At 40.7% G+C, this 23,352-nt stretch carries 23 protein-coding genes, 2 tRNA genes and 1 other RNA gene; 17 read left to right on the forward strand and 9 right to left on the reverse strand.

Annotated features, from left to right (window positions below):
- Positions 1-34: 34 nt before the first annotated feature.
- The 3 genes from rluD (at position 35) to F887_RS13425 (ending at position 2,554) form a co-directional block, all read left to right on the forward strand.
- Positions 35-1,084, forward strand: coding sequence for a 23S rRNA pseudouridine(1911/1915/1917) synthase RluD (gene rluD / locus F887_RS13435; RefSeq protein WP_032863082.1), 1,050 nt, complete (start codon positions 35-37; stop codon positions 1,082-1,084).
- A gap of 73 nt (positions 1,085-1,157) precedes the next feature.
- Positions 1,158-1,898, forward strand: a complete 741-nt coding sequence (gene pgeF / locus F887_RS13430) for a peptidoglycan editing factor PgeF (RefSeq protein WP_005292228.1) — start codon at positions 1,158-1,160, stop codon at positions 1,896-1,898.
- 83 nt (positions 1,899-1,981) lie between these two features.
- On the forward strand, positions 1,982-2,554 hold the full coding sequence (locus F887_RS13425; protein WP_005292230.1) for a flavodoxin family protein: 573 nt from the start codon (positions 1,982-1,984) through the stop codon (positions 2,552-2,554).
- Between the two features lie 39 nt (positions 2,555-2,593).
- On the opposite strand, the gene smpB is transcribed toward F887_RS13425, so the two are convergent.
- Positions 2,594-3,070 carry an SsrA-binding protein SmpB gene (gene smpB / locus F887_RS13420; protein WP_005292233.1) on the reverse strand — a complete coding sequence of 159 codons (477 nt, stop codon included), beginning with the start codon at positions 3,068-3,070 and terminating at the stop codon, positions 2,594-2,596.
- A gap of 129 nt (positions 3,071-3,199) precedes the next feature.
- On the opposite strand from smpB, the gene coaD reads away from it, so the two are divergent.
- The 5 genes from coaD (at position 3,200) to F887_RS13400 (ending at position 4,841) form a co-directional block, all read left to right on the forward strand.
- Positions 3,200-3,691 (forward strand): pantetheine-phosphate adenylyltransferase, encoded by a 492-nt coding sequence (gene coaD, locus F887_RS13415; RefSeq protein WP_005292235.1) that lies wholly within the window; start codon positions 3,200-3,202, stop codon positions 3,689-3,691.
- A gap of 1 nt (position 3,692) precedes the next feature.
- Entirely contained in the window at positions 3,693-3,956 is a 264-nt protein-coding gene (locus tag F887_RS13410) for a YfhL family 4Fe-4S dicluster ferredoxin (protein ID WP_004805118.1), read from the forward strand.
- Positions 3,957-3,982: 26 nt separating this feature from the next.
- Positions 3,983-4,374, forward strand: an RNA gene (gene rnpB / locus F887_RS18180) — RNase P RNA component class A.
- A 62-nt stretch (positions 4,375-4,436) separates the two neighbouring features.
- A tRNA-Met gene (locus F887_RS13405) sits at positions 4,437-4,513 on the forward strand.
- Positions 4,514-4,764: 251 nt separating this feature from the next.
- Positions 4,765-4,841, forward strand: a tRNA-Met gene (locus F887_RS13400).
- 112 nt (positions 4,842-4,953) lie between these two features.
- Here the strand turns inward: F887_RS13400 and F887_RS13395 are convergent.
- Both F887_RS13395 and F887_RS13390 read right to left on the reverse strand, forming a co-directional pair.
- Positions 4,954-5,985: a hypothetical protein gene (locus F887_RS13395; RefSeq protein WP_005292237.1), complete on the reverse strand. Its 1,032-nt coding sequence runs from the start codon at positions 5,983-5,985 to the stop codon at positions 4,954-4,956.
- Positions 5,978-7,603 (reverse strand): NAD+ synthase, encoded by a 1,626-nt coding sequence (locus tag F887_RS13390; RefSeq protein ID WP_005292239.1) that lies wholly within the window; start codon positions 7,601-7,603, stop codon positions 5,978-5,980. Before F887_RS13390 ends, F887_RS13395 begins: the two co-directional genes overlap by 8 nt.
- Before the next feature lie 866 nt (positions 7,604-8,469).
- Here F887_RS13390 and F887_RS18605 point away from each other — a divergent pair.
- Complete coding sequence (locus F887_RS18605; protein ID WP_005292241.1) at positions 8,470-8,631, forward strand: hypothetical protein; 162 nt, start codon at positions 8,470-8,472, stop codon at positions 8,629-8,631.
- Positions 8,632-8,687: 56 nt separating this feature from the next.
- Here F887_RS18605 and F887_RS13385 read toward each other — a convergent pair whose 3' ends face one another.
- Genes F887_RS13385 through F887_RS13375 form a run of 3 tightly spaced genes read right to left on the reverse strand, consistent with a single transcriptional unit; the run spans position 8,688 to position 10,964 of the window.
- Complete coding sequence (locus tag F887_RS13385) at positions 8,688-9,203, reverse strand: hypothetical protein (protein WP_005292243.1); 516 nt, start codon at positions 9,201-9,203, stop codon at positions 8,688-8,690.
- A 60-nt stretch (positions 9,204-9,263) separates the two neighbouring features.
- Complete coding sequence (gene hemJ, locus F887_RS13380; protein ID WP_004805133.1) at positions 9,264-9,716, reverse strand: protoporphyrinogen oxidase HemJ; 453 nt, start codon at positions 9,714-9,716, stop codon at positions 9,264-9,266.
- Positions 9,717-9,734: 18 nt separating this feature from the next.
- The gene (locus F887_RS13375) at positions 9,735-10,964 is read right to left on the reverse strand and encodes a beta-ketoacyl synthase N-terminal-like domain-containing protein (RefSeq protein WP_005292245.1); all 1,230 of its coding nucleotides are present in this window, start codon (positions 10,962-10,964) and stop codon (positions 9,735-9,737) included.
- Positions 10,965-11,255: 291 nt separating this feature from the next.
- On the opposite strand from F887_RS13375, the gene F887_RS13370 reads away from it, so the two are divergent.
- The 8 genes from F887_RS13370 (at position 11,256) to rimI (ending at position 20,108) form a co-directional block, all read left to right on the forward strand.
- On the forward strand, positions 11,256-12,599 hold the full coding sequence (locus tag F887_RS13370) for an EcsC family protein (protein WP_005292248.1): 1,344 nt from the start codon (positions 11,256-11,258) through the stop codon (positions 12,597-12,599).
- A gap of 160 nt (positions 12,600-12,759) precedes the next feature.
- On the forward strand, positions 12,760-13,134 hold the full coding sequence (gene rpsL / locus F887_RS13365; protein WP_004648013.1) for a 30S ribosomal protein S12: 375 nt from the start codon (positions 12,760-12,762) through the stop codon (positions 13,132-13,134).
- A 159-nt stretch (positions 13,135-13,293) separates the two neighbouring features.
- Positions 13,294-13,764 (forward strand): 30S ribosomal protein S7, encoded by a 471-nt coding sequence (gene rpsG, locus F887_RS13360; RefSeq protein WP_005190966.1) that lies wholly within the window; start codon positions 13,294-13,296, stop codon positions 13,762-13,764.
- 177 nt (positions 13,765-13,941) lie between these two features.
- Positions 13,942-16,080, forward strand: a complete 2,139-nt coding sequence (fusA, locus tag F887_RS13355) for an elongation factor G (RefSeq protein ID WP_005292251.1) — start codon at positions 13,942-13,944, stop codon at positions 16,078-16,080.
- A 92-nt stretch (positions 16,081-16,172) separates the two neighbouring features.
- A complete protein-coding gene (tuf, locus tag F887_RS13350; protein ID WP_004802222.1) occupies positions 16,173-17,363 on the forward strand; it encodes an elongation factor Tu in 1,191 nt (396 codons plus the stop codon).
- A 200-nt stretch (positions 17,364-17,563) separates the two neighbouring features.
- A complete protein-coding gene (locus F887_RS13345; RefSeq protein ID WP_005292254.1) occupies positions 17,564-18,445 on the forward strand; it encodes a metal-dependent hydrolase in 882 nt (293 codons plus the stop codon).
- Between the two features lie 223 nt (positions 18,446-18,668).
- The gene (locus F887_RS13340; RefSeq protein WP_005292257.1) at positions 18,669-19,553 is read left to right on the forward strand and encodes a metal-dependent hydrolase; all 885 of its coding nucleotides are present in this window, start codon (positions 18,669-18,671) and stop codon (positions 19,551-19,553) included.
- Between the two features lie 93 nt (positions 19,554-19,646).
- Positions 19,647-20,108, forward strand: a complete 462-nt coding sequence (gene rimI / locus F887_RS13335) for a ribosomal protein S18-alanine N-acetyltransferase (RefSeq protein WP_212749624.1) — start codon at positions 19,647-19,649, stop codon at positions 20,106-20,108.
- Here rimI and F887_RS13330 read toward each other — a convergent pair.
- The 3 genes from F887_RS13330 to F887_RS13320 all read right to left on the reverse strand — a co-directional run bounded on the left by F887_RS13330 (position 20,094) and on the right by F887_RS13320 (position 23,312).
- On the reverse strand, positions 20,094-20,909 hold the full coding sequence (locus tag F887_RS13330; protein ID WP_005150985.1) for an arginyltransferase: 816 nt from the start codon (positions 20,907-20,909) through the stop codon (positions 20,094-20,096). The two genes, rimI and F887_RS13330, sit on opposite strands and share 15 nt — an antisense overlap.
- A gap of 28 nt (positions 20,910-20,937) precedes the next feature.
- Positions 20,938-21,669: a leucyl/phenylalanyl-tRNA--protein transferase gene (aat, locus tag F887_RS13325; RefSeq protein WP_005292262.1), complete on the reverse strand. Its 732-nt coding sequence runs from the start codon at positions 21,667-21,669 to the stop codon at positions 20,938-20,940.
- A gap of 86 nt (positions 21,670-21,755) precedes the next feature.
- A complete protein-coding gene (locus tag F887_RS13320) occupies positions 21,756-23,312 on the reverse strand; it encodes a methyltransferase regulatory domain-containing protein (protein WP_005292264.1) in 1,557 nt (518 codons plus the stop codon).
- Positions 23,313-23,352 lie beyond the last annotated feature (40 nt).

A 23,352-nucleotide genomic window follows, 5' to 3' on the forward strand; every position in this document is an offset into this window, starting at 1 on the left:
GGTGCTATTAAACCATTTTTGTACCGATCATCAAATGACTTCAGCACAATCTTCCAATTCAAACATCTCTGAAACAGATTTCTTACTCGAAGATTCTGTCGATGCAGATAATCATAATTCTGACTCAACTGCAACACGTTTATCGTTGCAAATTCAACTTGATGAAGACTATTTAGGCCAACGCATAGATCAGGTTGCCGCATTGGTCTGGAGTGACTTTTCACGCGAGAAACTCAAGCAATGGATGAAAGACGGGCATCTGTTGGTAAATGGTAACATTGTTAAACCCAAGTACCGTTGTGAAGGTAATGAGCTCCTCACGCTTGAAGTTGAACTTGAAGCACAAACCTCAAGCCAGCCAGAAAATATTCCTTTAAATATTGTCTATGAAGATGACGATATTATTGTGATCAATAAAGAAGTCGGGATGGTGGTTCATCCAGGTGCAGGTAATCCAACTGGAACTTTGGTTAATGCCTTGCTTTATCACGCCCCAAAATTGGCAGAGCTGTCTCGTGCAGGTTTAGTACATCGTATTGATAAAGACACCAGTGGTTTATTGGTGGTTGCAAAAAACTTGGAAGCACAATTTTCTCTGAGCAAGCAATTGGCCAAGAAAACTGTTTATCGTGTTTATGATCTGGTTGTTTATGGCAATGTCATTGCAGGCGGCACTATTGACGAACCGATTAAGCGTCATCCTGTAGATCGTATCAAAATGGCGATCTTACCGGGCGGGCGTGATGCAGTAACGCACTATAATGTGAAAGAGCGCTTCCGTGACTTTACCCGAATTCAGGCGCAGCTAGAAACCGGCCGTACGCATCAAATTCGTGTGCACTTTAGTTATCTTGGGCATGGCTTGGTGGGTGATCCTGTCTATGTCAATCGTGTTCGCTTCCCAGCAGGTGCATCAGAAACATTAACTGATATGCTGCGCAGCTTTAAGCGCCAAGCATTACATGCCGCCAAACTTGGTTTGGTGCATCCACGTACGGGTGAAGAGATGATGTTTGAAGCACCTTGGCCTGAAGATTTTACTCAGTTGCTTGAAGTATTACGCAGCGAAAATGAAGCCTATTAAGTAAAGTTCCTTTTTAATAAAGGGTGACATATTCAGCTCCCTCCCTTTGAAACGGGAGGTTGGAAGGAATTTTATGCAATTTGTACAAGGTCTGCCTCAGGGTATTTATGTCGGTCAAACACGGATTGAACATCCTCAAAGCATTGCAACATTGAATCAAAACCTGGCTGGGTTTAATTTGGCTTTGCATGTGAATGATGATGCGCAGCGTGTTCAGCAGCATCGGATGGTCTTGTTGAATCAGTTTGCTGCATTTGGTGTAGATAAAATGACCTGGATGACGCAAACCCATAGCACGATCTGTCATACCGTGAATGAACAGATTCCATTTATTGCCCTTGAAGGCGATGGTTTGGTGACGCAACGTGCTGGCCATGCCTTAATGATGATGACAGCAGACTGTCTGCCCGTGGTATTGGGTAACCATGAGGGAACTGAGGTCGCTAATCTACATGCAGGTTGGCGTGGCTTGGCCAGTGGAATCATTGAAAATACAGTTGCTGAAATGAAATCTAAACCCACTTGGGCATGGTTGGGTGCTGCGATTAGTCAACCGTGTTTTGAGGTTGGAGCAGAAGTCAAGGCAGCATTTTGTGAAAAATATCCTGAGCTCGACACTGCTTTTATTGCTGGTCAGGTTGAGGATAAATATCAAGCGGATCTTTATGCGATTGCTCGCTTTATTTTAAAACATTTGGGTGTCGAAACTGTTTTAGGTGGAGATCAATGCTCATATCAACAAGCCGAAGACTATTTCTCTTATCGCCGTGATGCAAAAACAGGGCGAATGGCAACTTTTGTATTTATGCAATAAATTGCATTCGTTGCGTTGTTGATTCGCCATGTCGTAGTGAAAATGTTAAACTTGATCTAATTCATTGGTTTTTAAAATTCTCCATGTCTGTTATTGAGCAAATTACTCCTCAAGTTAAAGTTTGTGTGGTTTATCATAGTCCTTATGGGCATACCGCCAAAGTTGCACAATATATTACTCAAGGTGCCGAGCAGGCAGGTGCAGAAGTGCATCTCATTTCTGTGGCTGCGCCACAATGGGATCTATTGGACCAAGCAGATGTGATTGTTATCGGTTGCCCAACCTATATGGGCAGTCTGACAGCCGCATTGAAACAGTTTATGGAAGACTCGTCTAAACGTTGGTTAGCGCGGGCATGGCAAGGCAAATTGGCTGCTGGTTTTACTAATGGCGGCGGTCTCAGTGGAGACAAATTGGCGGTATTGCAGCAAATTAACTTATTTGCGATGCAACATGGCATGTTGTGGGCTGGTTTGCCATTTATGCCGACGGGAAGAAGTTCGTTAGATATTAACCGTATGTCGAGCTTTTTAGGCTTAATGACCCAGTCTGATAATGCCAGCGTTGAAATTACCCCACCAGAAGGTGATTTAGAAACAGCACGTAAGTTTGGAAAATATTTAGCAGAATTAAGATTAACGCATGTCTCTGTTTAATCTTGAATAAAAAAAACCTCCAATCACTGGAGGTTTTTTTTATTTGTGCAGCAGGCGAGATTTATCACGTTGCCAGTCACGATCTTTTTCTGTAGCACGCTTGTCATGTAATTGCTTACCTTTCACCAGTGCAATTTCCAACTTAACCAAACGGCCTTTCCAGTAACAAGCCAATGGTACACATGAATAGCCTTTTTGATTGACTGCACCCAAAAGCTTTTCTAACTCACGACGAGAGAGCAGCAACTTACGCGTACGTGTTGCTTCTGGAACCACATGGGTTGATGCAGACAATAAAGGCTGAATTTGTGAGCCCAATAAAAAAGCTTCGCCATTTTTAAAAATTACATAGCTTTCTGTGAGCGTCATACGTCCCGCACGTAGAGATTTTACTTCCCAACCTTGTAAGGACATGCCTGCTTCAAATTTTTCTTCGATAAAGTAATCGTGACGCGCCCTTTTGTTTTGAGCAATCGTGCCACCATTATGTTTTTTTACAACTGTTGCTTGCGCCATAATCTAAACTTCCACAATTACAGCTATTGTGCCGTAAAACGCAACCTTTTTCCATTGTTTAGGAATTTCGCGTTTAGGCCGAAGATTTGTTAAAATACGCGTCTTATCTCATTAACTAGAGTACAACGCATGTCTAAAACACGTGTGATTTATCCGGGGACTTTCGATCCAATTACCAATGGACATGTTGATTTGGTTGCAAGAGCATCAAAAATGTTTGATGAGGTGGTGGTTGCAATCGCGATTGGCCATCATAAAAATCCTGTGTTTAGTTTAGAAGAGCGTGTTGAATTAGCCAAAGCTTCTCTTAGTCATTTGACCAATGTTGAGTTTGTTGGCTTTGATGGTCTGTTGGTCAATTTCTTCCGTGAACAGCGTGCAACAGCAGTACTACGTGGTTTAAGAGCAATTTCAGATTTTGAATATGAGTTTCAATTGGCGAATATGAACCGTCAACTTGACCCACATTTTGAATCGGTATTTTTAACTCCCTCTGAGCAATATTCATTTATCTCATCGACATTGGTAAGAGAAATTGCTCGTTTACAAGGTGATGTGACTAAATTTGTGCCTGCCGTTGTGGTTGAGGCCTTTGAACGTAAACATCAACAAGGTTGGTAGCGTGTCTTTATATATTACAGATGAATGCATTAACTGTGATGTCTGTGAACCTGTATGTCCGAATGAAGCCATTTATATGGGTGAGCTGATTTATGAGATTGATCCTGCACTCTGTACAGAATGCATCGGTCATCATGATCAGCCACAGTGTCAGTTGTTTTGTCCAGTTGATTGTATTCCGCTCGATCCTCAACATGTCGAATCGCATGATGACCTGATGGCGAAATACAAAAAATTAACTGGGCAAAAAAATGCGAGCAATTAACGCTTAAGTTTGATAAGATGCGCCACGAAGTGGGCCGGACGGTCGCTGCTGTGGAGGTCTCCGTGACTGAAACAGGGGAGGAAAGTCCGGGCTTCATAGGGCAAGGTGCCAGGTAACGCCTGGGCGGCGAAAGCCGACGGCAAGTGCAGCAGAGAGTAGACCGCCAATCCCTCCGTTCCTCCCTTTAATAAAGGGAGGCTAGGTAGGATTCGGTAAGGGTGAAAGGGTGCGGTAAGAGCGCACCGCGTGTCTGGTAACAGTTCACGGCAAGGTAAACCCCACCAGAAGCAAGACCAAATAGGAATCCTGAGGCACGGCCCGTGCTGGATTCGGGTAGGTCGCTTGAGCGTATGAGTGATTGTACGCCTAGAGGAATGATCGTCCTCGACAGAACCCGGCTTACAGGCCCACTTCAAAGATTTTTTGAAAATTGTGCTTGACGTGTGTAGTGAAAGTTAAGATAATGCGCCCACAGTTTTCGGCTATGTAGCTCAGTTGGTTAGAGCACCGCACTCATAATGCGGGGGTCACAAGTTCAAGTCTCGTCATAGCCACCATTTTATAGACCACGCTCCTGCGTGGTCTCTTTTTATCTGCAGTTTTTATCATCTTCAAAAAGGCTTTGCATCATTCAGTTCTGAACAATGACAGCGTTTATCTTGATTCAATTTTTAAGTTTGTGATTAGATTTGCTGAAAAGTGATCAATTGATGGTTGATAGCATAAAAACTGTTCATATGTTCTATATTTTCAAGATCATAGACTTGACCCGTAATGCTGAACACTAGATAATGCGCACACAGTTTACGGCTATGTAGCTCAGTTGGTTAGAGCACCGCACTCATAATGCGGGGGTCACAAGTTCAAGTCTCGTCATAGCCACCATTTTAAAAACCACGCTCCTGCGTGGTTTCTTTTTATCTACGTGATATGTAAAAATAATAGATCAGATGTGCAAAAGCCTGTAAATAATTCATTTATTTACAGGCTTTGTTGTTTATAGATGTTTTTCGATTGTGGCGAGCGTCTGGGCGCTTTCATAGAAAGGTTTTAAAATTAAAGTGATGATCGGTTCCAGTACATCATGCTCATCTAATGCAACGACAGCTTTTGGATAAAAACGCACCGCTTCATTGAGTAAATCTGTTTCTTCTATACCAATTGCAGCAAAAACATCTTCCAGACTTTCATCTTTATAGAAGTCATAAAAGACTTTCACGCCGTATAAGATCAAATCTTGTATGAAAGAGGATTGACGCAATTCTTTCCAATACTCATAAATCATCACAAAGAATTCTTCCACATCCAGTGGTGTGACTTGTTTGGTATATTCAGATAACGGTTTGGCTTTGTTATCGTCCCAAACATTGCGTGCAAGGCTCTCTAAATCATCATTTGAAAGCAAACTGAGATCGACCAATTGTTCTTGTATGAAGCGGGCGATACTCTCTTCAATTTTCTGCTCAATGCGTTGCTGCTGGCGATGAGAAAAACTTTTTAATTTGTGTTGCCACTCATATTTGCTCTCAGAAATTCGCTCTTCATCGGACTGAGTAAATAGTTTTGGCAGTTTGTTTTGCAAAGTTGTGGTCGCAATGTATTGGCACAACTGTTGAATAGAAGGGCTTTCTTTTAAAAATTGATTCAAATAATGGCGAATATTTTCAAGTTCCAAAAATTTGGATAACCACATTTCAAATTGGTGGTCTGAAAATATATCTTGTAACTGAGCTGATGATTGCAGTGAGAATACATGCAGTCTTTGTGCAATTTCCCCAATAAACTCTAATAAACCTGCACCAAGCTGCATTTCAAAAGCATAGCGTTTTACCACGGCTTGGATTTGCTCTAACTCCACCACTTCTTTGAGTTGGATGTTGGGTGCATGTTGGAGAAAAAGCTGAATAAATTGCTGGAAAAAATCAGCAGAAAGTTGAGTGGTGAGTTGGTGTTTATAAAATGCAACTTGCTCAAGCATAAGTGCTTGAGCAAGTAATTGTGACTTTTCAGAAACAATTTTTTCAGTCATTCGCGGTCCATCCGTTGACGATCGGGTAGCGTCGCTCACGACTGAAGGCACGTGAACTAATACGTGGTCCAATCGCGCCCTGACGACGCTTGTATTCATTGCGATCAACCAAACGAATCACTTTTTCTACGACTGCGGCTTCATAGCCTTTGCCGATGATGTCTGCTTGGCTGAGATCTTCTTCAATATAAGCATATAAGATAGCATCAAGTACATCATAAGCAGGGAGTGAGTCTTGATCTTTTTGATCAGGACGGAGTTCTGCTGATGGTGGACGAGTAATGACACGCTCAGGAATCACAGGTGTTTCATCTAGCGTGTTACGGTATTTCGCTAACTCAAACACAATGGTTTTATAGACATCTTTGAGAACTGAGAAGCCACCAACCATGTCGCCGTAAAGGGTACAATAACCAACTGAAATCTCAGACTTGTTACCAGTAGAGAGTACGAGGTTACCAAACTTATTGGATAAGCCCATGAGCAGGGTGCCACGAGTACGCGCTTGTAAGTTTTCTTCCGTCGCATCCGCTGGTGTGTTGCCAAAGAACGGGAACAAGGTCTGCATGAAACTATTTACAATTGGGTGAATCTCGGCAATACCGAATGTAACACCCATACGACGTGCTTGTTCAGTTGCATCTTCTACACTCATTTGTGAGGTATAGGTATATGGCATCATCACGGCTTGGACTTTATCGGCACCAATGGCATCAACTGCAATCGCCATTGTTAAAGCAGAATCGATCCCACCTGATAATCCTAAAATTACCCCTGGGAAGCCTGAACGCTGTACATAGTCACGTGTTGCCATTACCAAAGCTTGATAAATTTCAGCAAAGGTTTCTAAAGCAGGTGTTGCATCTGCGGTTTTAAATTGTTTTTGTTCGGCATCAAATTCAGCAATCGCAATCGACTCTTGGAAACTTGGTACTTGTAATACCAGTTGTCCATTATTGCTGCTGACAAAACTTGAACCATCAAAAATCAGATCGTCTTGCCCACCGACTTGGTTCACATAAACGATATTTAGACTTAATTGTTTAGCAAGCTCATTTAAGGTTTGAATACGGTGCTGTGGTTTACCTACTTCATAAGGTGAAGCATTTAAGACCAGAACCGTTTCAACATTCAGTTGGCTGAGTTGCTTCACAGTATTCAGTGACCATACATCTTCGCAAATCAAGACACCAAACTTATGTCCTAAATATTCAAAAACCAGATGTTGATGGCCTTCTTGGAAGTAGCGTTTTTCATCAAATACACCATAATTTGGCAAGTTGTGTTTGTTATAAACACCTAAAACTTGTCCATCTTTCATTACAGCAGCGGAATTATAACGATGGCCGTCTTCAGTTTGGTGCACAAAACCAAACACCATGAGAATATCTTTTACTTCGCTTAACTGAGCAAACGCTTTTTGAGTGCGTTTTTGTAGGTTTGGGCGAAGTATTAAGTCTTCAGCAGGGTAACCTAATGTAGAAAGTTCAGGGAAGATGATCAAATCAGCCTGTTGTTGTTTCGCTAAATTTGCTTGCTCAACCATCTTTTGAGTATTTGCATCAAGATTGCCAATATGCGGAGAGAATTGAGCAAGGGCAATTTTAAAATTTTTCATTCAAACCTAATCCTAAGTCTTAACAAGTTATGATATACAAGTTTTTGATTTATATAAGTATAGTTATTAAAAACAAGTGTATATCATGGCGCCAAACATTTTATATCTTAAACAAAAATTACAAGTTTACTAATATATACTAAATGCACATTTTTCTGCGTAAAAATAACAAGTTTTTCTGTATAAAACAGCAACATTTCTCAATGTTTGCGTGATTATGGTGCATGAATGTGAATAAATTGAATAGAGTCACATAAAGTTTTTTTTCATGTCATTTTCGCATTTTGCTGTGACACCTCAATGACAGCATGCAAAAACAATAAAAAATTTGAGTAAAAAGAATCACTTTTGGTTTGTTGCGCATACTATCTGAAAAATAGAACAGTTGTGCTTTTTTATAAAGTAATTATTTTCAATAGCTTGATCGTTTGTTGTGTGTTTTTTATACCGTTCATCGGGAATATCTTTGCGACACTTGAGTGTACATTTGTGCACTGCTATTATCCTAATTAATGTGAACGGATGTGCACTTTGATACGCATCAAGTGTACCCAAGCACGTAAAATGATGAGGTAACAACAATGTCAGTTTTATTATTTCCTGTAATTGCATTTGGCTTAGCTGTAGTGGTTGGTCGTGTGGGTACAGTGATGTTCCAAGAAAAAGATCAACAAGTTTAATTGATCATTAAATTTTAATTCATTTTGGATGAGGTAACGAACGATGTCAGTTTTATTATTTCCAGTCATTGCTTTTGGTTTAGCTGTCGTTGTTGGTCGTATTGGAACAGTAATGTTCCGTGAACAAGATCAACAAGCTTAAGCTGATTTATTAAATAGTCATTTTAAATAAAGAGGTACGAAATTATGACTTCAACGATTTTATTGCCTGTAATCGCCTTAGCTTTAGCTATTGGTGTCGGGCGTATTGGTACCATTGTTAAGGATGCGATGCGTGTAGATTTTACGACTGATATGGATGATAGTCATGAGCTTAAAACTGAAACTCAAAAAGGCACTACTGCATAATTTTTCTTGCAAAATGCTTACTTAAAAAGCCCTGTAGTTGAAACTGACAGGGCTTTTTATTTTTCTAGAAGAATGTTGGGGATTTTGTGGAAAAACACATCTCGTGCAATATCACCTTGTTGTTCGATGTTATAACTCGAAAAGGCTTTGTTTCTTATAAATTGATATCGATATGGGTTGTATTGCTTAAAGCTGAGGTAATAGCCTGCTTGAAGTATTGCGCCTTTAACAATGACATTGGTTCCTTGCTGAAACTGTAGAATATGCGCCAACTCATGAATAAAGATTCCTTGTAGGGACATTGAACATATTGAATAGTCAGGACGGAAATATTTCTGATGTACAAATAAGTTGCCGTTCGGTGCCATAAAAATATTGGCAGGTTGCCAAGGTAGATAGGGGATATTAAAAATCTTTATTTGTGCATAATCGATGAGTTCGCCAAAGACCGAGCGAGCAATTTTGATTTCGCCAGACGTCAATCCCCGATATTGAAATTGATTCATTTTGAGATAAAAAATTAAGCTGGAAATCAATCGCGCTTTTAATCTGTATATAAATGGTTTGATCATCTGGAATTCAAGCGTGAAAAAACATTAGTTATTTTTTATTCTAGAATAAAAAAACCTCAGTTAAAACTGAGGTTTTACCACCACTAAGATGACCACGGCAAATAAGATCAGGGTCGGCATCTCATTAAAAAAACGCCAGAACTTATGTGATTTATAGTGGGCATTGCCAATCAGCTTTTTACGGTAATAACCGCAAACAAAATGGTAAATCACCAATAGGCCTACCAAACCGACCTTAAGATAAAACCATAAGGCTTCATGATAATGTCGGGTTGCATCACCCCAATCAACGAGAAAGTGAGCCGTAATGAGTGTGGCAATCATAGACGGCCACATGATCCCGCGATACAACTTACGTTCCATGACTTCAAAGCGTTGATGACTTACCGCATCTTCGCTCATGGCATGGTAGACATAAAGGCGTGGTAAGTAGAACAATGCAGCGAACCAGCAAACCACGGCAATAATATGTAATGCTTTTACCCACAAGAAAGCATCAGAAGGTGCATCCATCGATAATCCTACGCAGGATTATGCATCCCACTTCTTGAAAATAAGGCAGGCGTTTACACCGCCAAAGCCAAAACTGTTACTCATGACAGTATTCAGTTTTGCATCACGTTTTTCAAGTACAATATCGAAACCTTGCGCGCCCTCATCAAGCTCAGTCACGTTGATGTTTGGTGCAATGAAGTCATTTTGCATCATCAAGACAGAATAAATCGCTTCCTGAACACCAGCAGCACCTAAGCTGTGACCCGTCATTGATTTGGTTGAACTGAGTGGCGGAACTTGTCCTTCACCAAATGCACGTTCCATTGCTTTAAGTTCGGTCACGTCACCTGCTGGTGTTGATGTACCATGTGTGTTGACATAGTCAATACTTTCTACGCCGTGCTGTTTTGCTTCATCCAGTGCCATGATGATACAGCGTGTCGCGCCTTCACCACTTGGGGCAACCATGTCTGCACCATCACTGTTTGCAGCATAGCCAATTACTTCAGCTAAAATATTCGCACCACGTGCTTGCGCATGTTCAAGTGATTCAAGCACCACGAAACCACCACCGCCTGCAATAACGAAACCGTCACGATCTTTTGAATATGGACGTGATGCAGTTTCAGGGCTGTCATTATATTTTGAACACAATGCACCCATGGCATCAAACAACAAGCTTTGAGACCAGTGATCTTCTTCGCCACCCCCAGCAAGCATTAAATCTTGTTTACCCAATTGAATCAGGTTATAGGCATAACCAATGGCATCGGCAGAAGTTGCACATGCGCTGGTAATCGAGTGCGCAACACCTTGAAGTTTTAACGCAACGCCAACATTGGCTGTAATCGTGTTACTCATATTGCGAGGAACGAAAAATGGACCGACTTTACGTGCGCCTTTCTCTTCTAAAAGTTTAACCATTTCGACAACTGATGCAGTTGAGTTACCACCTGAACCACCCGCAATTCCATAACGAGGATTATTTGCTAAATCTTCTTGTTTCAGCCCTGCATGTTCTACGGCTGCAATTGCGGTGTTGTAGGCATACATGGCACATACGCCCATAAAGCGTTTAACTTTGCGGTCAATCCCGTCAAAATCTTGTGCAGCTGCTGCGCTGACATGGCTTTTAAAATTCAGTTCGGCATAAGTCGGATTAAAACGTGTTCCTGAGATTCCATTTTTTAAAGAATGAGTGACCTCTTCTAAAGAGTTACCGATACATGAGTTAATGCCCATACCAGTGATTACAACACGTTTCATTTACAGATCCCTTTTATGGTAATACTTAAGCCCTGTGCATCTCGCTATGAATACAAATCAGGAGAAAAATAACGATTAAAATGGCTTATGAGTGAATGACACCATGATAGCAGAAAGGTTTTTTATTTCTTATGGCAAATCTTATGCCTATTTCCAGTTGTGTAAATATTCGTAAATATTCGCGATGTTGTGACGAAACGTAAAGAAAGAACACAGATAAAAGTTGAGATAAATCTGCATTCAACCTAGTATTTACCTAGAAATGCACAGATTACACAACAGAGGTACTTGATGACAAAATCTAAAAACAAGCAATCTTCAGGTTTATTTGCACAAGCCTTTGGAGTGGCTAAAAAGCTCAGTTCAGAATTACAGAAATTTCAAGTTGCCCCAACCACATCGGGTGCAGAACTTGCAAATTCATCCAATATTGTTGAAGGAAAAGCACGTTTCAAAAGTCCATTTGAGGTAGAGAAATATGAAAATCCTCAACAAATGCTGCGTCAACAATTCCCAAAACTATCGCATCAATTATTAGGCCGTCATTATAATCGAGTGAATAGTGTGGCTTCTTTTGTATCGCCAGATTTAGGCGATAAGGTCTCAGACTATTTATTTCAGTGGTTAAATGAATTTAGTTCGAATAGTTCCCTGACTGAAAAAATCCTTGAGGAAGCAGGGGTGAAAGATATTATGGAACTGACGACAGATACAGGGCGTTCACAGCGTTTGAGTCAGGCTTTGATCGAACAAAATAAATTATTAGCTGCCGCGCAAGGTGCAATTACAGGTGCAACGGGTGTTTGGGGTGCTGCAATCGATATCCCAGCATCTATTGTTTTGACCTTGAGAACAATTTATCAAACGGGCCGTTCACACGGTTTTGATTTATCTGAAGATGCTGACCAAGAAATTGTTGCATTTATCTTTAAAGAAATTGATTTGAGTCTGGTTGCAGAAAAACAAACCTTGTTGGTTGCGTTAAAAGCTTTGAAATCCATGTTGGAAACCCATGATTTGCAACAGTTTCAGCAATTGCTAGGTTCGAATAATGATATAGAGTTGGTAAAAAAATGGCTGGTGGATGAAAGTGGCCAGTTTAAATGGAACTGGCTCAATCGTATTCCTCAAGCTTCAGTGATTGGTAAACTGACACCAATCGCAGGCGCAGCACTGGGTGGTTTCTATAGTTGGAGACTGTTAGAAGATGTTGGACATAAATCGCAATCGATTTTTGGTGCTGCACGCTTTTATATGAATGAATATCCGAATGAAAAGATTTCGCCGCTAGAAGCATATTTTAAAGCAGAAGCATTATTGAAGAAGGCGAGTCCACGGTTATTAAGTTCTACAACAGTTGAAAATAATAAGACCTCATTAGACGAACCGAATGATGTGATTACCAATGTAACCGTTAAAACCAAAGACAATACAACACCAACAGTCGCTGTAGATGACAAGGTTGAAGCTGGAATTCAACAACTTGCTGAACAGCATGTGGTTGAGCATCCTCATGCAGAGCAACAGCCTGCATTAAAGGTGCTGCAAGATGAAACTTTTGAGGATGCTGAAACAGAAATCACCGCTGAGCAAAAATCAATTGATATAGAGCCAGCCTCAACAAAACATAGCTAAATGTGGGTGTGGTGTTTTAGGTATTAAAAACACAACAAACTTCAGAAATGGTCGACACTTGAAATGTTGACCATTTTTACTTCTTAGCTTACAATTATGTGCCCTTAAAAAGAGGTTCTTTTCTTTTTTTAAGGTTGTTTAATAACGGGAGAATTGCCAAATGGCAACAACAAATCAGTTGATCCGTAAGGGTCGTACAACTTTGATTGAAAAATCTAAAGTTCCTGCGTTGAAGGCTTGTCCACAACGTCGTGGTGTATGTACACGTGTTTATACTACTACACCTAAAAAACCTAACTCAGCAATGCGTAAGGTTTGCCGTGTTCGCTTAACTTCAGGTTTTGAAGTTTCTAGCTATATCGGTGGTGAAGGTCATAACCTACAAGAGCACAGTGTTGTTCTTATCCGTGGTGGTCGTGTTAAAGATTTACCAGGTGTACGTTACCATACCGTTCGTGGTTCTTTAGACTGTGCTGGCGTTAAAGATCGTAACCAGTCACGTTCTAAATACGGTACTAAGCGTCCTAAGAAGTAATTCTAGGAAACTAGTCCAAGCAACCCTTTAGCGTTTCGCTTGTTTGAATTCTTCATAGTTTTGTAATTCAAGCGACGTATAGTAAGGCCAGCGAAAGTACATGACACTCGTACAAACTGCTGGATTATCCTGAAGTGTCATATTATTAGGTGTATTAAAATGCCAAGACGTCGCGTAGTCGCTGCTCGTGAGATCCTTCCAGATCCAAAATTTAGCAGCCAAACAATCGCTAAATTCATGAACCACGTAATGCAAGATGGTAAAAAATCTATTGCTGAAAGTATCGTTTACGGTGCTTTAGACCGCGTTCAAGAAAAAAACAAAGTAGACCCAGTTGAATTTTTCGAGACTACTCTTGAAAAAGTTCGTCCTATGGTTGAAGTAAAAGCACGCCGTGTTGGTGGTGCTACTTATCAAGTACCTATGGAAGTACGCCCATCCCGTCGTACTGCTTTAGCTATGCGTTGGTTAGTAGATGCTGCTGCTAAGCGTTCTGAAAAAACGATGGCTTTACGTCTTGCTGGTGAGTTGCTTGATGCAGCTGAAGGTAAAGGTTCTGCGATCAAAAAACGTGAAGACGTGCATCGTATGGCTGAAGCCAACAAAGCCTTCTCTCACTACCGTTTCTAAGCGGATAAAACAGTCCCTAATCAGGAGAATATTCATGCGTACCGCAGCTCGATTCAACATCGCTCTCTATCAAAGTGGGGGCTTTGCGGGTATTTAAGTTGCCTGCTTGGATATTCGTGCGCATCAATTTAATTGATGCGTCCTGTTTTAAAAATAACATTTAGGAATGTAGACATCATGGCTCGCCAAACCCCGATTAGTAATTACCGTAACATCGGTATTTCTGCGCACATCGACGCAGGTAAAACAACTACAACAGAACGTATTTTGTTCTACACAGGTGTATCTCACAAAATTGGTGAAGTACACGATGGTGCAGCAACAATGGACTGGATGGAACAAGAGCAAGAGCGTGGTATTACAATTACCTCTGCTGCAACCACTTGTTTCTGGTCAGGTATGAGTAGCCAATTCCCACAACACCGTATCAACGTAATCGATACACCGGGACACGTAGACTTCACAATCGAAGTTGAACGTTCTATGCGTGTTCTTGATGGTGCGTGCATGGTTTACTGTGCAGTTGGTGGCGTACAACCTCAGTCTGAAACTGTATGGCGTCAAGCGAACAAATATAAAGTGCCTCGTTTAGCGTTCGTGAACAAGATGGACCGTACTGGTGCAAACTTCTTCCGTGCTGTTGATCAAGTTAAAACGCGTCTAGGCGGTAATCCTGTTCCTATCGTTGTGCCAATTGGTGCAGAAGATACGTTTGCAGGTGTTGTTGACCTCATCGAAATGAAAGCGATTATCTGGGATGAAGCATCTCAAGGTATGAAGTTCGAATACGGTGATATTCCTGCTGACCTCGTTGATACTGCGAACGAATGGCGTACTAAGATGGTTGAAGCTGCGGCTGAAGCATCTGAAGAGTTAATGGACAAGTACCTAGAAGAAGGCGATCTTTCTAAAGAAGAAATCATCGCTGGTTTACGTACTCGTACTTTGGCGTCTGAAATCCAAGTTATGCTTTGTGGTTCAGCGTTCAAGAACAAAGGTGTTCAACGTATGTTGGATGCTGTAATTCAATTCTTACCTTCTCCAACAGAAGTTAAAGCAATTGAAGGTATTCTTGACGACAAAGATGAAACTAAAGCATCTCGTGAAGCATCTGACGAAGCTCCGTTCTCTGCACTTGCGTTCAAAATCATGAACGATAAGTTCGTAGGTAACTTAACATTCGTACGTGTTTACTCTGGTGTTCTTAAACAAGGTGATCCGGTTTATAACCCAGTTAAATCTAAGCGTGAACGTATCGGTCGTATCGTGCAAATGCATGCGAACGAACGTCAAGATCTTGATGAAATCCGTGCAGGTGATATCGCAGCGTGTGTAGGTCTTAAAGACGTTACTACGGGTGATACATTATGTGATGAGAAAAACATCATTACACTTGAGCGTATGGAATTCCCAGAGCCAGTAATTTCATTGGCTGTTGAACCAAAAACTAAAGCTGACCAAGAAAAAATGTCAATTGCTTTAGGCCGTTTGGCGAAAGAAGATCCATCGTTCCGCGTTCGTACAGATGAAGAATCTGGTCAAACAATTATTGCTGGTATGGGTGAGCTTCACCTTGACATCATCGTTGACCGTATGAAGCGTGAATTCGGTGTTGAAGCGAACATTGGTAAACCAATGGTTGCTTACCGTGAAACGATCAAAAAGTCTGTTGAGCAAGAAGGTAAGTTTGTTCGTCAAACAGGTGGTAAAGGTAAATTCGGTCATGTATATGTTCGTTTAGAGCCTATGGATGTTGAAGAAGCTGGTAAAGAATACCTATTCGCTGAAGAAGTTGTCGGCGGTACTGTACCTAAAGAATTCTTTGGTGCGGTAGACAAAGGTATTCAAGAACGTATGAAGAATGGTGTATTGGCTGGTTACCCTGTTGTGGGTATCAAAGCGACATTATTCGATGGTTCTTACCACGATGTCGACTCTGATGAATTGTCGTTCAAAATGGCAGGTTCATACGCTTTCCGTGACGGTTTCATGAAAGCGGATCCTATCCTTCTTGAACCAATCATGAAAGTTGAAGTAGAAACTCCAGAAGACTACATGGGCGATATCATGGGTGACTTAAACCGTCGTCGTGGTATGGTTCAAGGTATGGATGATCTTCCTGGTGGAACTAAAGCCATTAAAGCAGAAGTTCCATTGGCTGAGATGTTTGGTTACGCGACTCAAATGCGTTCTATGTCTCAAGGTCGTGCGACTTATTCTATGGAATTCGCTAAATACGCTGAAACACCACGTAACGTGGCTGAAGGCATCATCGCTAAGTTCCAAGCTGGCGGTAAAAAAGGTGACGACGAGTAATCTTTCGATTACTATATTACCCAACTAAATTTAGTTAAAAAACCAAGTGCTCATGGGCGACCCTCATGAGCAGTTTATAAAGGAAGATCATCATGGCTAAAGCCAAGTTTGAACGTAATAAACCACACGTAAACGTGGGTACAATTGGTCACGTTGACCATGGTAAAACAACTTTAACTGCTGCGATTGCAACTATTTGTGCAAAAACTTACGGCGGTGAAGCGAAAGATTACTCACAAATCGACTCAGCTCCTGAAGAAAAAGCACGTGGTATTACAATTAATACTTCACACGTAGAATACGATTCTCCAATCCGTCACTACGCTCACGTAGACTGCCCGGGCCACGCCGATTATGTTAAAAACATGATTACTGGTGCTGCTCAGATGGACGGCGCGATCCTTGTATGTGCTGCGACTGATGGTCCAATGCCACAAACTCGTGAACACATCCTTCTTTCACGTCAGGTTGGTGTACCTTACATCATCGTATTCTTAAACAAGTGTGACCTTGTTGATGATGAAGAATTACTTGAATTAGTAGAAATGGAAGTTCGTGAACTTCTTTCTACTTATGACTTCCCAGGTGATGACACTCCAATCATCCGTGGTTCAGCGCTTCAAGCATTAAACGGTAACGACGGTCCTTATGGCGAGAAAGCTGTAATCGATTTAGTTGCTGCACTTGATTCTTACATTCCAGAGCCAGAGCGCGCAATCGACAAAGCATTCTTAATGCCAATCGAAGACGTATTCTCTATCTCAGGCCGTGGTACAGTAGTAACTGGTCGTGTAGAAGCTGGTATCGTAAAAGTTGGTGAAGAAGTTGAAATCGTAGGTATCAAAGATACGGTTAAAACAACTGTAACTGGCGTAGAAATGTTCCGTAAATTGCTTGACGAAGGTCGTGCAGGCGAGAACTGTGGTGTTCTTCTTCGTGGTACTAAGCGTGAAGATGTACAACGTGGTCAAGTACTTGCTAAGCCAGGTACAATCAAGCCGCACACTAAATTCGATGCAGAAGTATACGTACTTTCTAAAGAAGAAGGTGGTCGTCATACTCCATTCCTTAACGGTTACCGTCCACAGTTCTACTTCCGTACAACTGACGTAACTGGCGCGATCAAATTACAAGATGGCGTAGAAATGGTAATGCCTGGTGACAACGTTGAGATGTCAGTAGAATTAATTCACCCGATCGCAATGGACCCAGGTCTACGTTTTGCGATCCGTGAAGGTGGTCGTACTGTAGGCGCTGGTGTTGTTGCTAAAGTAACTGCATAATCGCTTAGAGTGAAAAAAAACACCCCTCTGGGGTGTTTTTTTCGTCTATTGTTCGACAATTTTTTTGTAAGAGTGTCCTAAACTGATACTACGCTGTCCTAAACTGCACTTAATTGATTCAGATAAAACCGTAATATAAAACTCAAGAAAACGAACAAAAGTGCTCAGTGGAAATAAACCACTGAAAAGGAGTAGGCAGCATGAATGCTAAAGTAAATATTTCAAATCGTGCAGGTGCAAGTTTCCCAGTACGTCGTATGAATTTTGATTTTAATGAAGTTCCTGAGTATTGGGTGAGTGGTTCTGCTGGATTAACTCATTTTATGACTGGCTTATCTGCCTTGTTTCCAGATGGTGAGAAATTATTTATCGATTCAGTCCGTGCTGTACGTTATCACCCAGCCATTAAAGACAATGAAAAATTGCAAAAAGAAATCAGTGCTTTTATTGGGCAAGAGGCAATGCATACCCAAGAGCATGTCAATTTCAATGCTTCAGCTCAAAAATATGGTCATGATATTGAAACGCTGGAAAGAAGAACTGGCGTTGTCATTCAAACGGGCCGTAAATTATTTGCCAAATTGGTTAAACCATTCGGTATGACTCAAGAAATGGTGGACTTAACAGCCACAACGGCACTTGAGCACTTTACTGCCACAATTGCATCGGAGCTATTGCGTAACCAATATATCCAAGAATTGATGCAAGACAAGACTATGGAATATATGTGGTTATGGCATGCAGTAGAGGAAAATGAACATAAAGCAGTTGCTTATGATGTTTATGAAGAAATCTTTGGGCGTGGTGTGAAAGCTTACGCTTTACGCAATAGTGCTTTGGTTGTTGCGATGGTGGCGATTTTCCTGACCCAATCTTCATTTGTGGTGAAGCTTTTGAAAGATGATGGAAAATTGAATTTAAAAGAGTTAGGCATGATTTATAAATATGCTTATAGTCCATCAAAAGGAATTATTTCAGGTATGGCAGGTGAAATGCTGGCTTACTTTAAACCAGGTTTCCATCCGAATGACTTAGACACCGTACAATTATTGCAAGATTGGAAAGCGAAATTAGGTTTGTAATCTGTACAAATTCATTCAACAAACATCGTTTATAAAAGGGCAACTTGGTTGCCCTTTTATATTTTTAATCTTTCATTTCATAGAATATTTTGAATCTGTTGACATGTCCTAAGATGATGCTTTTCTGACCTTATCTGCACTTATTACCTGCATTTAAAAGAGCGTATAAATGAAGTATAGAAAGTGATCAATGATGAATATCTATCGTATAGGAGAACAAGGAATGAATGCTAAAGTCAATATTTCAAACCGAGCTGGCGCCAGTTTTCCTGTACGCCGAATGGACTTTGAATTTGCTGAAGTGCCTCGTTATTGGGCCAATGGTGATGCAGCATTAACACATTTTATGACTGCGCTTTCAGCACTATTCCCAGAGGGTGAACAATTCTTTGTGAATAGTACACGTGCGGTACGTAATGACCCTAAATTGGCCGATCAGCGACTGCAGAAAGAGATCAGTGCCTTTATTGGTCAAGAAGCGATGCATTCTAAAGAACATTTGGCTTTTAATGCTTCAGCACAAGCTTATGGTTATGATGTTCGTGAATTAGAAGCTCAAACAGGGCGCTTGATTAACCGCACTATTGGTGTTGCTTCAAAAATACTCAAACCTTTTGGTTTTAGTAAAGAGATGATCGGGCTTACTGGGACGTGTGCATTAGAGCACTTTACTTCAACCATTGCAGAAGAGCTGTTAAGTAATCCAGACATTCAAGCGATGTTTATGGATCAAACCATGTACCATTTATGGATGTGGCATGCGGTAGAAGAAAATGAACATAAGGCGGTCGCTTTTGATGTGTATGAAGCGATGTATGGTCAAGGTGCGAAAGCCTATTTTATGCGCTCATTGGCATTGGTGATTGCAATGGGACTGATCTTTATTACCCAGTCTTATTTCACAGCGAAACTTTTGCGTACTGATGACAAGCTTACATGGCGTGATACCAAATACATGATCAAATTTATGTATGGTTATAAAGGGTTTATGACCCGTCAAATCCCAACCTTATTGGATTTCTTAAGACTGAAGTTTCATCCCAATGATCAGGATACCACTGCGTTATTGAATAAATGGCGTGCTGAGTTGGGCTTTAATCTGAGTTAACTTCAACGGGCAGTGAAAACTGCCCATTTTTTTATTCAAATTTTGCTTTAAATTGCTGATAATCTGCATCAGTATTTTTAAAGGTAATAGATCGTGATTCGATTGATGCAAGAAAAAGATTTAGATCGTGTTGCTGCAATTGAAGCTTTAGTCCAAACCCATCCATGGTCGAAGCAGCAGTTTCAGGAATCCTTTGCTGCCTATCAATGTACGGTTTATGAACAAGCCAATCGAGTGGTGGGTTTTTGTATTTTGCAGCCAGTTCTGGATGAAGCGAATTTATTGTTGATGGCAATTGATCCTAGTCAACAGGGTAAGGGACTTGGTTATGCGTTGTTAGAAAGTTCAATTCAACAATTAAAAAATAATCCGATCCAGATTTTTTTAGAAGTACGTGAAAGTAATACAGCGGCTATTCGATTGTATGAAAAGACCGGTTTTCATCAAATTGATTTACGCAAAAATTATTACCCAAATACGGATGGCTCAAGAGAGCATGCTGTGATTATGGTCAAAACATGCACTGATGATTTTGCGGCTTTATTTAATAATTAAATTATTCCACTCGGAAGGCAATGTACTCATTAATGAGTTGCCAAGTTGATGAATTTCATTATCTGAGAGTGGGCGGTTGAGTCTGCGCCACTGACCATCAAGTAATAATTCGAGTGGTGTATATTGCGATTTATAATTCATTTTAGATGAATGCGGCACCCAGTAACCTAGATATAAGTAGTCTAGGTTTAATGTGCGTACATATTCGATTTGTTTGAGGATCGCAAACACACCTAAAGAACGACGTTGTTCATCTGGGTCGAAGAACGTATAAACGGCTGAAAGTCCGTCATCCATCAAATCACAAGTTGAAACACCAATCAGCTTTTGGTCTTTCCAAAGCTCGATAAAAAAACTCTCTGTGCAGCTATGCACCAAAAATTTTTCAAATTGATCCAAACTGGCTGGATACATATCGCCATCTGAGTGACGTTCATTAATATAACGTTCATATAGGTCGTAGTGTTGTTGAGTGGCCTGCGAGGTCGGCAAAATACTCATTTGTAAATCTTGATTGCGTTTCCATGCCTTTTTCTGGCTACTGTTCATTTTAAACTCTTGAACGGGAACGCGGCAGGATAAACATTGGCGACATAAATGACATTCTGGACGATAGACAAAATCACCACTGCGACGAAAACCAACACGAGAAAGTTCTGACAAAGTCACCACATCGATACGGTGAATTGGGTCTAAGAACACCATTCGCGCTGATTTGTTATCAAGATAACTGCAATCATGTGGTGGCGTAATGTAATACTGTAAGTCATTTAAAAGGGACTTGGGTTGATATGATTTCATTAATCTGTCCCTCCAAGGTGTTAATCCGTTAACCGTCTAATTTTGCAAAAACTGCTATTGTTTTACTTGAAAATACACGTTCTTGATAACTTTTCCAATTGATAGAGGGGGCAATAATTACATCTTGTAACGATTTAAGATAGTCTTGGCGAGAAAGTGTACTCGCGCCGAGGCTTAAAAGGTGATCATTGACCAATTGGCAGTCAATCCAAGGCAGTTGATTTTCCTGTCCGATCAGCATTAGCGTATAGAATGCCATTTTAGAAACATCAGTTTCAGTGCTAAACATCGATTCACCGAAACAGCCTTTACCAATACTGACACCATAGAGTCCACCGACCAATTTATCCTGCCGCCAGACTTCAACACTATAAGCATAACCAGCTTCAAATAGCGCACAGTAACCATCAATAATATCGTCACTAATCCAAGTTTCGTTGGTGTAGCTTCGAGGCAATGAACAAGAACGGATCACTTCTTCAAAGGCATGGTTAATGGTAATTCGATAATCATGCTTTTTCATATTGCGGATTAAAGACTTACTCGGTGTATAGGCATGGGGTTCGATCACGCAACGTGGTTCAGGACTCCACCAACAAATCGGCTCATCTTCATTAAACCAAGGAAATAAGCCATGCGTATAGGCTTCAAATAAAGTCGAGGGTGAAAGATCTGCACCAATACAGATAAATCCTTGACCTTCGGGATCAGCTTCAATTGGATTGGGGAAAATATATTGTGAAGGGGGGAGCTGTTGCATAGAAGAAGAAATTAATGAGACTGATTCTAAGCTAACTGAAGTTGTATTGAATGGCAATCTTTGTCATTGCCATTCAATCGCTGGGCTTAGTTAAATAGACGCAGCTGTTTGGCAATTTGGAGTTTGTTGCTGTCTAAGAAAAGCTGCACTTTGCCTTGGATAATTTCGAGGCTTTTTTCTCGATCAGTGACGGTTTTTCCTTCACTGTCTAAAACCAACCAATTCAACTGACTGATGACATCCTGAACATAATCTGCAAAGTCACTTGCTGCTGCTAAGCCATCAACAAAATGTGCACGGTAGAACAATTGATGGAAATGCTCAGTTGGGATGCCAATACCTGTTAATGGGCTGACTAAGACACTATAGTTTTGATGGAAGTTGGCTTGCTTGAGTAAATAGTGATTTAAGCGTTGGCACTGTTCCAACGTTTCTTGTTTTGGTTCCAATATTTGACAAGGTTGCGCCAAACCTAGGTGCGATAAAATCACCAAGGCATTGAGAATTTTTGCATAATTTAACTGTGGAAAACTTTGCTCTAATTCCGCAATGGTCAATGGTCGATAGTTTTCCTGCGCGAACTTATCACCAATTGGTTTATAAATTTCTTCGATTAAATTAAAGGTGCCTAATAAACCATTGATGTTGGTTGGGAGTTGTTCCTTCGCTGTAAGCAAGATAAAGGCGGTCTTACGTAATCGTTCTTGTACTTGTAGAGGTGTTAAATTATTTTTACCGCGAATAAACAAGTCACGTCTGAATTGTGTGTTGGCAAAATAATCTCGACATTGTTCTTTGAAAATTGGATGTTCAATGGCATTTAAAAATGCTTGGTGTTGTTGGGAGAAATTGATGTTATCTAAGTGAGTACTGAGATCAGTTGAACCTGCATAAGACAGTTTAATTTCATCTAAAATACGGACAATTTGCTGAAAAGAAAAACATTGCCAGTCTTGGTTTAGATATTCATGAATCAAGTAGTTTGGATTTTGTTGCTTTAAATCCGCGACTTTTTGCATTGCATTCGGATTGCGTTGCGCAAAAATAGGGTTTTGTTTGAGCAGTTCATCGCTGAACTCTAGGGCTTCATTGACCTTTTGCAAGGGATTGGTACTTTTGCTATTGAATTTGAAGTGACTATGAAATAACTCTCGGATCGGCATATTGGCTGCCCAACCTGTTACACAGTTATAGCTGATATAGACAATACCATTGGGTTTTAAAAATTTACGGATAAATTTTAAAATAATGTGCTGGTTTTCATAGCTAATCCAGCTCCAGATCCCATGTAAACTGATTGAGTCAAACATCGGCAAGTCTTGGCGGTTGAGTAACTCTTCAAAGCTATCGTCATAAAAATAATGTTCAGTCTTACTTTGTTCAGCCAGTTGATTGGCATGCGCTGCATGGGCCGGGTTGAAATCTGTACCGTAAAACTTTGCTTCATTACAGGTTGCATGAATATTGATGCTGACGCCTTGACCAAAACCAAGTTCGCAATGGGTTTGGTTTTCCTGAAAGTCGGGACTATCAATACCATTTAACAATAAGCAAAACTTTTGGAAATTCGGGCTGAGGTCACGATAATAGCCATAGGTATAATTCACCTCAGTTTGATAGCCGTTGGTCCATGTTGTTGTCATTTATTTACCCTATTAATTATCTCAAAATGTAGATTCAAAA

It is taken from the genome of Acinetobacter sp. NIPH 2100, assembly GCF_000369805.1.
Lineage (GTDB): Bacteria > Pseudomonadota > Gammaproteobacteria > Pseudomonadales > Moraxellaceae > Acinetobacter.